The following is a 12649-nucleotide window of genomic DNA, read 5'->3' on the forward strand; positions in this document are numbered from 1 at the left end:
ACCGGCCCCACCGACAGCGCGGCGACAGGAGGTCAGCTGACGAGCAGGACGCCGGCCGCGACCAGCGGCAGCCCGACGAAGAGGAAGATCCCCACGCCGGTGAGGACGCGACCGCCGCCGCCGGTCTCCTGCTCGGGCGCGAGCCCGAAGGTGGCCCGGGCGTCCAGCATGCCGATCCGACTCAGGGTCAGGTCGCCGGTGACCCCGAGCAACGCCCCGACGACGACCAGGGCGACGCCGAACCGGTTGACGAAGTCGCCGCCGGCCACCGCGACCCACGCGCCGGCGGCGACGGCGACCACGACCAGCGCGATCACGAACAGCACGCCGGCTTCCCGCAGACCCTTGAGGACCGTCATCGGTGACTCCGTCCCGTCGCGTCGGACGGGACATTGTCCTCCATCGACGCGTCCGCCCGCTGCCCCGTACGGGACAGCGGTCAGTCGGGCCGGCGACGCGGGAGCTGCGTGCTGCCGGGACCGGCCACGACGAGACTCGTCGGTCCGGTCCCGGCGGCGTCGGTGCTCAGCGCCCTTCCTGCTGCATGCGGTTCATCAGCATCTGCTTGCCCTGGTCACCGGCCTTGCGGTTGTTCTCCTGGATCTTGCGGAACCAGCTGGCGAGTTCCGTGTCGCCCCGCTGCTCGGCGTCGGAGATGTACGTATCCATCCGGTAGATGTTCTCCAACGACATCTGCAGCGTGTGGATCAGGTCGTAGTTCTTGTCCCGAACCGGGCTCATCTGTTCCTTGGTCATGGTTGCCACGGCTTACCTCCCCTGTCCGTGTCGGTCGAGCCAGCGGTTACCCCGGGTCGGGCGGTTCACGCCACCATCTCGCGACGGGGACGGTGGGCGGATCGTCCCCGAGGTGATCCGCCGGCCGGCACGGTTACCCGGCGCGGGGGCCGGGTACCGGTTGCCGCATGGCGGAACTGGCGGCGCTCTGGATCGTCCGGCACGGCGAGAGCACGGCGAACGTCGCGGCGACCGCCGCCGAGGCGTCCGGCGCCGAGCTGATCGACCTCACCCACCGGGACGCCGACGTGCCGCTGTCGCCCACCGGCGAGGAGCAGGCCCGGGCGACCGGCCGCTGGCTGGCCGGGCTGCCGGCCGGGCGCCGGCCCGACGTGGCGGTGGTGTCGCCGTACCTGCGCGCGGTGCGGACCGCCGAGCTGGCGCTGGCCGGCGCCGGCGTCCCGGTCACCCGGGACGAGCGGCTGCGCGACCGGGAGCTGGGCATCCTCGACGGGCTCACCCCGCACGGGGTCCGACGCCGCTACCCGTCCGAGGCGGAGCGCCGGGCCCGGCTGGGCAAGTTCTACTACCGGCCGCCCGGCGGCGAGTCCTGGACCGACGTGGCGCTGCGGCTGCGTGCCCTCCTCGGCGACCTGCGCCGTGACCATGCCGGCGGGAGGGTGCTGCTCTTCGGCCACGACGCGCTGGTCTTCCTGCTGCGCTACCTGGTCGACGGGCTGACCGAGGAGGAGCTGATGGCGCTGACCCGGCAGCACGTCATCGCCAACTGCTCGATCACCGGCTGGTCCGCCGACGCGTCCGGCCGGTTGGCCCTGGAGCTGTTCAACGACGTCGCCCACCTGCATCGGCAGGGCGCGCGCCCGACCCGGGAGGACGAGGTCCATGCCGAGCCGGTCTGACGTGATCACGGCCGCGCTGCTGCGGGACTGGGCGCTGCCCGTGCCGACGGGCGGCAAGGAGGCCCGCGGCACGGTGCTGGTGGTCGGTGGGTCGCGGTTCACCCCCGGGGCGGTGCTGCTCGCCGGGGTGGCCGCGCTGCGCGCCGGGGCCGGCGTGCTGCAACTGGCCGCCGCCGAGTCCACCGCCGCCGCGTTGAGCATCCAGGTCCCCGAGGCGCTCGTGGTCGGCCTGCCCGAGATGGACGGCGGCGCGGTGCGGGGCGACCCGGGCGACCTGCTCGGTGGCCTGGTGGCCGAGGCGGACGTGGTGGCCGTCGGCCCCGGGCTCAAGGACATCGACGCCACCCGGGGGCTGGTGCACCTGGTGCTCGACGCGGCCGGTCGGGAGACGTCGCTGGTGCTCGACGCGTACGCCCTCGGCGCGCTCAGCCACGAGCCGGACCTGCTGGTCGGCTCGGGCCGCAAGGTGGTGCTCACGCCGAACCTCACCGAGGCCCGGCACCTGCTCGACCGCGAACCGGGCGACGACCTCGACGCCGAGGCGGTCGAGTTGGCCCGCCGGTACGACGCGGTGGTCTCGCTCTACGGCCACATCGCCACGCCGGACGGGCGGTGCTGGCGGGAGGAGAGCGGCGACGCCGGCCTGGGCACCTCCGGCAGCGGGGACGTCCGCGCCGGGCTCCTCGCCGGCCTGCTGTCCCGGGGCGCCGAGCCGGCGCAGGCCGCGTGCTGGGCGGCGTTCGCGCACGCGGTGAGCGGCCAACGCCTGGTCCCCCGGTACGGGCGGATCGGTTTCCTCGCCCGCGAACTGCTGGACGAAATCCCCTACACGTTGGCCACCATCTGACGGCTGTTGTTCGTCCATTCGGGTGTGTGTAACACCACACCCGGCTCCCTACGCTGGTCCCTCAAAGGCGAGCAACCTGCTCGTTTTCCGCCGGCCCGCTTCCCACCAGGGAGTGTGGCCCGGCCGGATCGGCCCCCTGGGAGTCTGTGTGAAGAACCTTCGTCGCAAGACACTGGCCGCCGCGTCCGCCATGACGCTCGGCGTCGGCCTCGCCCTCACCGGCGGGCTGGCTCCGGCGGCGGCCGCCGGACCGGACACCTCGTATCTGGTCCTCGCCCCGCAGGGCGCCAACACCAGCCAGGCCGCCGCCCGCGTGGCGGCCGCCAACGGCACCGTCGTGGCCAGCTACGACCAGATCGGCGTGCTCGTCGTCCGCTCGACCAACCCGAACTTCGCCACCGACGTGGCGGGCGCGGGCGTCGAGTCGGTCGCGTCCACCGCCGGCCTGGGCACGGCCCTCGACGAGGGGGAGACCGTGGAGGTCTCCGCGGCCGACGTCGCCAACGCCACCGGCGACCCGACCAAGGAGCCCATGTACGGCCAGCAGTGGGACATGGACATGATCCACCTGCCACAGGCCCACGCGGTGACCACCGGCAGCTCGAACGTCGTCGTCGGCGTGCTGGACAGCGGCATCTCCAGCAGCCACCCGGACCTGAAGACCCAGATCGCCAAGGACAAGAGCGTGTCCTGCATCGGCGGTGTGCCCAACACCTCCGAGGCGGCCTGGAACCCGACCACCAGCGACCACGGCACCCATGTGGCCGGCACCATCGCCGCCGCCGTCAACGGCGAAGGCGTGACCGGCATTGCGCCGGGCGTCAAGGTCGCCGCCGTCAAGGTGGTCAACGACGCGCAGTTCATCTACCCCGAGGCTGCGATCTGCGGCTTCGTCTGGGCTGCCGACCATGGGATGCAGCTGACCAACAACAGCTACTACATCGACCCGTGGGAGTTCAACTGCCGCAACGACGCACGTCAGCGCCCGATCTGGCAGGCGGTGCAGCGGGCCATCCGCTACTCGCAGTCCAAGGGCGTGCTCAACATCGCGTCCGCGGGCAACTCCAACGTCGACCTGGCCCACAAGACGGTCGACACCGGTAGCCCGGACGACGTGCCCGAGGACCAGCAGGAGATCCGGGACATCAACAGCGCCTGCCTCGACCTGCCGGCCGAGGCTCCGGGCGTGGTGACCGTCTCCGCGGTCGGTCGGACCGGCGCGAAGAGCTACTACTCCTCGTACGGCCTGGGCGTGGTGGACGTGACCGCGCCGGGCGGCGACACCCGGTTCCGGACCCAGGGTGTGCGCTCGACGCTGAGCGACGGGATCCTGTCGACGACCTTCAACACCGCCACCCGCACCAACGGGTGGGGGTACAAGCAGGGCACCTCGATGTCCGGCCCGCACGTCACCGGCGTCGCGGCGCTGGCGCTGTCGGCGCACCCCGGGCTGACCCCGGGCGCGTTGGCGGCGTTCCTGGAGGGCACGTCGGTGGCGCAGTCCTGCCCGGCGGGCGTCTACAACCCGGTTCCGCTGATCTCGTCCGGCCCGCACGCCTACGACGCGACCTGCTCCGGCGGCGCGCGTAACTCGTTCTACGGCGCCGGGATGGTCGACGCCTACAACGTGGTGAAATAGCGGCAGCGGCAACCCCGGTGGGGCCCGGCGACGCGTCGCCGGGCCCCACCCGTTTGTCCAGCTCCGGCCGAGGGTAGGGGGGCGACATCAGCCGACTCTAGGAGGTCACGGGTGTCCACCGATGCCATCGTCCTGCTCAAAGAGGACCACAAGGAGATCCGCCGCCTGTTCAAGGCCTTCCAGGACGCGGAGGACGCTCCGGCGAGCGAACGCCAGGAAATCGTCAAGCAGATCCTCGAGGCCCTCACGGTGCACACGTACCTGGAGAACGAGGTGATGTACCCGGAGGTCCGCCGGCTGGTCCCGGACATCGAGGACGACATCCTGGAGTCGTACGAGGAGCACCACGTCGCGGACGTGCTCTGCTTCGAGCTCTTCACGCTGGACCCGGACGACGAGCGCTACAACGCCAAGACGACCGTGCTGATCGAGAGCGTGCTGCACCACGTGGAGGAGGAGGAACAGGAGTGGTTCCCCAAGGTCCGCGAGGCGCTCGGGCGCAACCAACTCCAGGAGATCGGTGAGCGCATGATCGAGCTGCGGAAGAAGGCGCCGAAGACCCCGGCCGCGCCGAAGGCGCTGAAGAAGTCCCTGGACGCGGTCGTCGCCTGACCCCGACGGCGGGACCCGGCCCTGGCCGGGTCCCGCCAGGTCACCCCGGTCGCCGGGGCGGCCGGGGCGGACCCGGTAGGATCGGCGCGGGCCGTGACTGGCGCGTGGGGATGGAGAACCATCGGGAAGCGGTCCCGTCATGAGGACGCACGCCGAGCGCCTGGGCCTTCCGCACGTCACCAGGAGGTCGCATGTCGCTGAACGCCGAATCCACCGCCTTCCGCAGCGCGCTGGAGGTGATCCGCGCCGTCGAGCCGCGGGTGGCGGACGCCATCGGGGCGGAACTGGCCGACCAGCGCGAGTCGCTCAAGCTCATCGCCAGCGAGAACTACGCCTCGCCCGCCACCCTGCTGGCCATGGGCAACTGGTTCAGCGACAAGTACGCCGAGGGCACGGTCGGCCGCCGCTTCTACGCCGGCTGCCAGAACGTCGACACCGTCGAGGCGCTCGCCGCCGAGCACGCGAAGGAGCTGTTCGGCGCCGCGCACGCGTACGTGCAGCCGCACTCGGGCATCGACGCCAACCTGGTCGCCTTCTGGGCGGTCCTGGCCGACCGGGTGGAGTCCCCGGCCCTGAAGAAGGCCCAGGTACGCCAGGTCAACGACCTCACCGAGGCGGACTGGTTCGCGCTGCGCCGCGAGCTGGGCAACCAGCGGATGCTCGGCATGTCGCTGGACGCCGGCGGCCACCTGACCCACGGCTTCCGGCCGAACATCTCCGGCAAGATGTTCGACCAGCGCAGCTACGGCACCGACCCGGCCACCGGCCTGATCGACTACGACCGGGTCGCCGAGGCGGCCCGCGAGTTCAAGCCGCTGATCCTGGTCGCCGGCTACTCGGCCTACCCCCGCAAGGTCAACTTCCGGATCATGCGGGAGATCGCCGACTCGGTCGGCGCCACCTTCATGGTCGACATGGCGCACTTCGCCGGCCTGGTGGCGGGCAAGGTCTTCACCGGCGACTTCGACCCGGTGCCGCACGCGCACATCGTCACCACCACCACCCACAAGTCGCTGCGCGGCCCGCGCGGCGGCATGGTGCTCTGCGGCCCGGAGCTGGCCGACCAGGTCGACCGGGGCTGCCCGATGGTGCTCGGCGGTCCGCTGCCGCACGTGATGGCCGCCAAGGCGGTGGCCCTGGCCGAGGCCCGCCGCCCCGACTTCGCCGACTACGCGCAGCGCATCGTCGCCAACGCCCAGGCCCTCGCCGAGGGGCTGCTGCGCCGGGGCGCGAAGCTGGTCACCGGCGGCACCGACAACCACCTGGTGCTGATCGACGTCTCCGGGTACGGCCTGACCGGCCGGCAGGCCGAGCAGGCGCTGCTCGACTCGGGCATCGTGACCAACCGCAACGCGGTCCCGCAGGACCCGAACGGCGCCTGGTACACCTCCGGCATCCGGATCGGCACCCCGGCGCTGACCACCCGGGGCCTCGGCACCGCCGAGATGGACGCCACCGCCGAGCTGATCCACACCGTGCTCAGCCAGACCGCCCCCGGCGAGTCCAAGGCGAAGTACGTGCTCGACCCGGCCCTGGCCGACAAGGTGAGCAAGCAGGCCAGTGAGCTGCTGGCCAAGTTCCCGCTCTACCCCGCCGTCGACCTGGGCTGACCGGCCTCCTGCCTTTCCCCGACGCCCCGCCCGGCCCCACCCGGCGCGGGGCGTCGCCATTTCCCGCTCAGGGGCATGATCGCGCTCAATCCGGGATGTAGTGGGGTCGGAGAGCGAACGAGGCTACTGGATCGTGGATCTAGTGTGATGGGCGGTCAGGACGTGGCGCGGCGGCGGAGGGCGCGGAGGCGGTGCAGGACCTCGGTGCCGCCGCGGCCGAAGTGGTCGTGCAGCGCGCGGTACTCGGCGTACAGCTCGTCGTAGGCGGCGGCCCGGGCCGGGTCGGGGTGCCAGGTCTCGCGGCGCGGCGCGGCCATCGCCGCCGAGGCCGTCTCCACGTCGGGGTACGCCCCGGCGGCCACCGCCGCGTGGATCGCCGCGCCCAGCGCGGCCGGGTGCGCCGTGTCGACCACGTGCAGCGGCCGGCGCAGCACGTCGGCGTAGATGCGCAGCAGCAGCCGGTTGGCGGTCAGCCCACCGGCGGCGGTCAGCTCGTCGACGCGTACCCCGGCGGCCTCGAACGCCTCGACCACGGTGCGGGCCCCGAACGCGGTCGCCTCCAGCAGGCACCGCCAGATCTCCGCGGGCCGGGTGGCCAGGGTGAGCCCGACCAGCACCCCGCTCAGCTCGTGGTCCATCAGCACCGAGCGGTTGCCGCTGTGCCAGTCCAGCGCGAGCAGGCCGTGCCCGCCCACCGGCTGGTCGGCGGCGAGCGCGTCGAGCAGTTCGGGCACCGGCACGCCGCGCCGCCGGGCCTCCTCGGCGTACCCGGCGGGCAGGGCGCGGTCCAGGTACCAGGCGAAGATGTCCCCGACGCCGCTCTGCCCGGCCTCGTAACCCCACCGGCCGGCGGTCACCCCGCCGTCGACGACGCCGCAGACGCCCGGCACCTCCCGGCAGCTGTCCGCGTTCATGATCAGGCAGGTGGAGGTGCCGAGCACGGCGAGCATCCGCCCGGGCGCGACCGCGCCGGCCGCCGCGGCGGTGACGTGGGCGTCGACGCCGCCGGCGGCCACCGCTGTCCCCCCCACCAGCCCGGTCCACCGGGCCGCCTCGGGGGTCAGCCCACCGGCCCGGCCGCCGGGCGGCAGCAGCTGACCGTCGATCTTCGGCAGCAGCGCGGGCAGCTCGGGGTGCAGCGCGGCCAGGAAGTCGGCGCTCGGGTACCGCCCGTCCTGCCGCAGGCCCTTGAAGCCGGCGGCGGTGGCGTTGCGGGTCGGGCGTCCGCAGAGCTGCCAGACCAGCCAGTCGGCGGTCTCCATCCACCGCTCGGCCCGGTGGAAGACCTCCGGGTCCTCCTCCAGCGCCTGGAGGGCCTTGGCCAACTGCCACTCGGCGGAGACCCGGCCCCCGTAGCGGGGCAGCCAGGACTCGCCCCGCTCGGCGGCCAGCGCGGTGATCCGGTCGGCCTGCCGCTGCGCGGCGTGGTGCTTCCAGAGCTTCGGCCAGGCGTGCGGGCGCCCGCGCAGCACGGTCAGCTCGGCGAGCGGGGTGCCGTCGGCGCGGGTGGGCAGCATCGTGCAGGAGGTCGCGTCGAGGCCGATGCCGACCACGTCGGCCGGGTCGACGCCGGCGGCGCGGACCGCGGCGGGCACCGCCGTACGCAGCACGTCCCGGTGATCGGCCGGGTCCTGCAGCGCCCAGTCCGGAGGCAGCGGCGGCCCGTCGGGCAGCCGCTCGGTGAGCACCCCGTGCGGGTACGGGTGGACGGCGCTGCCCAGCTCCGCGCCGTCGGCCACGTCGACCACGACGGCCCGCCCGGAGAGCGTCCCGAAGTCCACCCCGACCACGTACCGACCCACCCGTGGCTCCCTCCCCCACCGCCGGGGGTCGGCGCTGGGGGGACAGGCTAACGGGTCAGCGCAGCGGCCGCTTGAGGTGGTAGCGGTGCACCTCGGTGCTGCCCTGCACGTTGTTCACGTCCTCGGCGGCGGAGACCAGCTCCCAGCCCTCCCGGCCGACCCGGTTGAGGTGCGCGATGGCGGTGTCGCCGTACGCGGTCACGTCGGTGCGCGACCCGTCCGGGGCGTACCAGACGAACGACACGTGGAAGTTGCGGCCCTGCCCCTGATAGCGGCGGACCAGCAACGCGTACTCCCAGGCAACCATCCGTCCATTATCTACGGACGGATCTTCGCTCGGGAACACGGGTGGTGGCGGAACGACGACACCGCGCTGTCACGCCGGGGCGGTGAGACCGGCCAGCTCGGCCCGGGTGGGCGGGTCCGCGCCCCGCCGCCCGCAGGTCCACGCGGCCACCGCGGCGGCCTCGCCGAGTACGGCGTCGAGCAGCTCCGGGCCGGCGGCGCGCAGCGCGGAACGCCGGGCGGCACCGAGCAGGTCACGCTCGCTCAGCGCGGCCAACAGTCCCGCGGTGAACGCGTCACCCGCGCCGACGGTGTCCACCACCGCCACCCGTGGCGCGGCCACCCGCCGTGCTCCCTGCCGGGTGACCACCAGTGCCCCGTCCGCGCCGAGGGTGACCACCACGAGAATCGCGCCCAGCTCCAGCCAGCGCCGGGCCACCCGGTCGGGCGACTGTCCCGGGTGCAGCCAGTCCAGGTCCTCCCGGCTGACCTTGACCAGGTCCGAGACCGCGACCAGTTCCTCGACCCGCCACCGGGCCCGCGCCGCGTCGCCGGTCAGGGACGGGCGGCAGTTCGGGTCGAAGCTGATCGTCGCGCCTGCCCGCCGCTCCCGTACCAGCGCCAGCACGTCGTCGGCGCCCGGTTCGAGGACGGTGGCGAGCGACCCGGTGTGCAGGCAGGCACTGCCACCGGCCACTCCAGCGAGGTCGGGGAAGGACCGCCACTCGATGGCGAAGTCGTACCGGGCCTGCCCGTCGGCGCCCACCTCGGTCCGGGCCACGCTGGTGCGCGGCAGGTCCGGCACCGACGCCGGATCCAGCCGTACGCCGCTGCCGGCCAGGTGGGCGCGGAGCAGCCGCCCGTACGCGTCGTCACCGAGCTGGGTGAGCAGGGTGGTGGGCTCGCCGAGGCGGGCGAGCGCGACCGCCACGTTCGCCGGGCTGCCACCCGGGTGGGCGGTCGCCTCGCCCGTCGGCTCCTCGATCAGGTCCACCAGGCTCTCGCCGACAACCGTGATCAACTGTCTTCCTTTCCCGGGCCACCTGGACCCGGTCGCATCGGCGGCGGGTCAGCCCGCCCGCCGGCCCGGCGTCTCCTCGATCGTGGTCGCGCCGGTCATGATGGCCACCGCCTCGGGCATCGTGTGCGACGCCGGCGTGACCACGCCCGCGCACCGGCCGAGCCGCTGGATGTGGATCCGGTCGGCCACCTCGAACACGTGCGGCATGTTGTGGCTGATGAGGATGACCGGCAGCCCCCGGGTGCGCAGCTCCTCGATCATCCGCAGCACCTGGTTGGACTCCTTGACGCCGAGCGCCGCGGTGGGCTCGTCGAGCACGATCACCTTGCTGCCGAAGGCCGCGGCCCGGGCCACCGAGACCGCCTGGCGCTGGCCGCCCGAGAGGGTCTCGACCGCCTGCGCCACATTCTGCAGCGTGCCGATCCCGAGGTCCGCGAGCGCCTGCTCCGCCTCCCGGCGCATCGCCTTCTGGTCGAGCATCCGGAACACCGAACCGAGGACTCCCCGTCGGCGCTTCTCCCGGCCGAGGAAGAGGTTGCTCGCGATGTCCAGCGCTGGCGCCACGGCCAGGGTCTGGTAGACCGTCTCGATCCCGGCGTCCCGGGCGTCCTGCGGGCGCTTGAACTGCACCGGCTTCCCCTCCAGGAACAGTTCCCCCGCGTCGGGGATCAGTGCCCCGGTCAGGCACTTGATCAGCGTGGACTTCCCGGCGCCGTTGTCCCCGATGACGGCGAGCACCTCGCCCGGGTACAGGTCGAGGTCCACCCCGTCCAGGCCCACGACCTTGCCGAACGTCTTGACCAGGCCCCGGGCCGACAGCACCGGCGTACGCTGCCCGCTGTCCGTGCTGCCCGGCCGGCCGGCGGGGGTGTGCGTGGTGGTGGCGGTCATGACCTCACCTTCCTGATCCACTGGTCGACGGCCACGGCGAGGATCACCAGCACGCCCACGGCGAGTACCCGGTACTGGTCGTCCACTCCCGCCAGGGAGAGGCCGCTGCGGAAGAACCCGACGATCAGCGCGCCGAGCAGGGTACCGAGCACGGCGCCCCGGCCGCCGAAGAGGCTGGTGCCGCCGATGACGACGGCGGTGATGCTCTCCAGGTTGGCGTCGGTGATGGCGTTCGGGCTGGCCGCCCCGGCGCGTCCGATGAGGATCCAGGCGGTGAGGCCGTAGATGGCGCCGGCGACGAGGTAGACGCTCAGCAGGACCCGGTCGACCCGGATGCCGGCGAGCCGGGCGGCCTCCTTGTCGTCGCCCACGGCGTAGACGTGCCGCCCCCAGGCGGTCTTCGCCAGGGCGAAGCCCACCGCCAGGTACAGCAGGACCACCGCGATCACGCCGATCGTGATCCGGAACCGGCCGAGCGGGAAGGACTCACCGGTCCAGCTGAGCACCGCCGGGAGGTCGGTGGCCTGCACGCTCTGGCCGCTCGAGTAGAGCAGCCCGATCGCGGTGAAGACACTGAGCGTGCCGAGCGTGACGATGAAGGGCGGCAGCTTCAACCGGGTCACCAGCGCGCCGTTGAGCGCCCCGGCCGCGGCGCCCACGGCGACGGCCAGCAGGACGGCGAGGGCGCCCGGCAACCCCTGCCCCTCGGCCAGCTTCGCGGCCAGCATCATGGCCAGGATGACGATCGCGCCGACCGACAGGTCAATGCCCGCGGTCAGGATGATGAGCGTCTGCCCGACGGCGAGCGCGCCGATGACCGCCACCTGCTGCAGCACCAGCGACAGCGAGTTGGGCGAGGCGAAGCGCGGGTTGAGGGTGGAGAAGACGACGAACGACGCGACCAGCACGAGGAACGGGCTGATCGCCGGGTGCGCGTGCAGGAGGTGCTGAACGCGTTGCAGCGGTGAGTGCCGGCGCAGCGCGAACTGCTGCGCGGCGGTGGTCGGTGGGGTCGTGGCGGTCATCGGAGGCTCCCTGCCGGTGTCGGCGGTGGCGGACGGGATGCCCGGCCGAGGGTGCGGGGCGGAGGAGGCCCCGGGCCCTCGACCGCGGCGGGGGTGGCTCAGCCCCAGCAGCGCTGGGCGGCGTCGGCGCTGGTGATGCTCTCGATCCCGCTGGCCGCCTTGTCGGTGACCAGCGCGACGCCCGTGTCGAAGAAGTCAAGGCCGTCGGAGGCCTTCGGCTTCTCCCCACCGGTGGCGATCTTCTTGATCGCCTGCACGCCCAGCTCGGCCATCTTCAGCGGGTACTGCTGCGAGGTGGCGCCGATGACGCCGTCCTTGACCTGCTTCACGCCGTCGCAGCCACCGTCGACGGAGACGACCAGGACGCCCTGCGTCTTGCCGGCCGCCTGGAGCGCCTTGTGCGCGCCGACAGCGGCCGGCTCGTTGATGGTGTAGACGACGTTGATGTTCGGGTTCTTGGTCAGGCAGTTCTCCATCGCGGTCCGGCCGCCGTCCTCGGCGCCGTTGGTCGGCTCGTTGCACGCGATGGTGTAGGTGCCGCCGGAGTAGCTGCCCGTCTTGGCCTCGTCGCCGTTCTTCTTCTTGTCGGCGGTGTCGATGCCCATGCCGGTCAGGAAGCCCTGGTCCCGGTTGTAGTCGACGGAGACGACCTTGTCGTTGAACAGATCCAGCAGCGCAATGGTCGCCGGCTTGCCGGCGAGCTGGGACGCGGTCCACTTGCCGATCAGTTCGCCGGCCTTGAAGTTGTCGGTGGCGAACGTGATGTCGACGGTGTTGGCGGGGTCCGGCGGGGTGTCCAGCGCGATCACGTAGAGCCCGGCGTCGCGGGCCTTCTTGATGGCCGGGTTGACGCCGGGGCCGTTCGGGGTGATCAGAATGCCCTCGTCGCCGCGGGCGATCGCGTCCTCGATCGCCTGCACCTGGCCGGCCTCGTCGCCGTCCTCCTTGCCGGCGGCCAGGGTGAGCTTCACACCCTCGGCCTCGGCGGCCTTCTTCGCGCCCTGCTGCATGGTCACGAAGAACGGGTTCGTGGAGTTCTTGGTGATCAGCGAAACGGCGACGGTCTTGCCGCCGTCGCCGGAACCGCCGTCGCCCGAGCTGTCACCGCACCCGCTGACGGCCATGCTGGTCACCGCCGTGGCGGCGGCCAGCAGGACGGCGCGGCGGCGGCCGATGCGCTGGATCATGTGTTCTCCCATCAAGGCCCCACGGCCGGGGCCGTGGCGGAGATGACAACGATGTCAGCGAAGTTTCGGGGCAGC

13 protein-coding genes and 1 riboswitch are annotated in these 12649 nt (G+C 72.7%); of the genes, 5 read left to right on the forward strand and 8 right to left on the reverse strand.

Going from position 1 to position 12649, the window contains the following annotated elements:
- Positions 1-32: 32 nt before the first annotated feature.
- Both ACGFI9_RS11500 and ACGFI9_RS11505 read right to left on the reverse strand, forming a co-directional pair.
- A complete protein-coding gene (locus ACGFI9_RS11500) occupies positions 33-359 on the reverse strand; it encodes a hypothetical protein (RefSeq protein ID WP_393177638.1) in 327 nt (108 codons plus the stop codon).
- A 166-nt stretch (positions 360-525) separates the two neighbouring features.
- Positions 526-756 carry a hypothetical protein gene (locus ACGFI9_RS11505; protein WP_393177640.1) on the reverse strand — a complete coding sequence of 77 codons (231 nt, stop codon included), beginning with the start codon at positions 754-756 and terminating at the stop codon, positions 526-528.
- Between the two features lie 167 nt (positions 757-923).
- Between ACGFI9_RS11505 and ACGFI9_RS11510 the strand changes: the two genes are divergently transcribed.
- The 5 genes from ACGFI9_RS11510 (at position 924) to ACGFI9_RS11530 (ending at position 6363) form a co-directional block, all read left to right on the forward strand.
- Positions 924-1655, forward strand: a complete 732-nt coding sequence (locus tag ACGFI9_RS11510) for a histidine phosphatase family protein (RefSeq protein WP_393177642.1) — start codon at positions 924-926, stop codon at positions 1653-1655.
- Positions 1639-2502: an NAD(P)H-hydrate dehydratase gene (locus ACGFI9_RS11515; protein WP_393177644.1), complete on the forward strand. Its 864-nt coding sequence runs from the start codon at positions 1639-1641 to the stop codon at positions 2500-2502. Before ACGFI9_RS11510 ends, ACGFI9_RS11515 begins: the two co-directional genes overlap by 17 nt.
- A 148-nt stretch (positions 2503-2650) precedes the next feature.
- On the forward strand, positions 2651-4141 hold the full coding sequence (locus ACGFI9_RS11520; protein ID WP_393177646.1) for a S8 family serine peptidase: 1491 nt from the start codon (positions 2651-2653) through the stop codon (positions 4139-4141).
- Between the two features lie 111 nt (positions 4142-4252).
- Complete coding sequence (locus tag ACGFI9_RS11525) at positions 4253-4753, forward strand: hemerythrin domain-containing protein (RefSeq protein ID WP_393177648.1); 501 nt, start codon at positions 4253-4255, stop codon at positions 4751-4753.
- Positions 4754-4836: 83 nt separating this feature from the next.
- A riboswitch (ZMP/ZTP riboswitch) is annotated at positions 4837-4926 on the forward strand.
- 18 nt (positions 4927-4944) lie between these two features.
- The gene (locus ACGFI9_RS11530) at positions 4945-6363 is read left to right on the forward strand and encodes a glycine hydroxymethyltransferase (protein WP_393177650.1); all 1419 of its coding nucleotides are present in this window, start codon (positions 4945-4947) and stop codon (positions 6361-6363) included.
- A 155-nt stretch (positions 6364-6518) separates the two neighbouring features.
- Here ACGFI9_RS11530 and ACGFI9_RS11535 read toward each other — a convergent pair whose 3' ends face one another.
- The 6 genes from ACGFI9_RS11535 to ACGFI9_RS11560 all read right to left on the reverse strand — a co-directional run bounded on the left by ACGFI9_RS11535 (position 6519) and on the right by ACGFI9_RS11560 (position 12574).
- On the reverse strand, positions 6519-8165 hold the full coding sequence (locus tag ACGFI9_RS11535) for a ribulokinase (RefSeq protein ID WP_393177652.1): 1647 nt from the start codon (positions 8163-8165) through the stop codon (positions 6519-6521).
- Between the two features lie 55 nt (positions 8166-8220).
- Positions 8221-8472, reverse strand: a complete 252-nt coding sequence (locus ACGFI9_RS11540; RefSeq protein ID WP_091658185.1) for a hypothetical protein — start codon at positions 8470-8472, stop codon at positions 8221-8223.
- Between the two features lie 69 nt (positions 8473-8541).
- Positions 8542-9471: a carbohydrate kinase gene (locus ACGFI9_RS11545; RefSeq protein WP_393177654.1), complete on the reverse strand. Its 930-nt coding sequence runs from the start codon at positions 9469-9471 to the stop codon at positions 8542-8544.
- 48 nt (positions 9472-9519) lie between these two features.
- Entirely contained in the window at positions 9520-10362 is an 843-nt protein-coding gene (locus ACGFI9_RS11550) for an ATP-binding cassette domain-containing protein (protein ID WP_393177656.1), read from the reverse strand.
- Positions 10359-11387, reverse strand: a complete 1029-nt coding sequence (locus tag ACGFI9_RS11555; RefSeq protein WP_393177658.1) for an ABC transporter permease — start codon at positions 11385-11387, stop codon at positions 10359-10361. The genes ACGFI9_RS11550 and ACGFI9_RS11555 overlap by 4 nt, the downstream gene beginning before the upstream one ends.
- A gap of 98 nt (positions 11388-11485) precedes the next feature.
- A complete protein-coding gene (locus ACGFI9_RS11560) occupies positions 11486-12574 on the reverse strand; it encodes a substrate-binding domain-containing protein (protein ID WP_393177660.1) in 1089 nt (362 codons plus the stop codon).
- Positions 12575-12649 lie beyond the last annotated feature (75 nt).

The organism is Micromonospora sp. NPDC048930 (assembly GCF_043197935.1).
Classification (GTDB): Bacteria; Actinomycetota; Actinomycetes; order Mycobacteriales; family Micromonosporaceae; genus Micromonospora.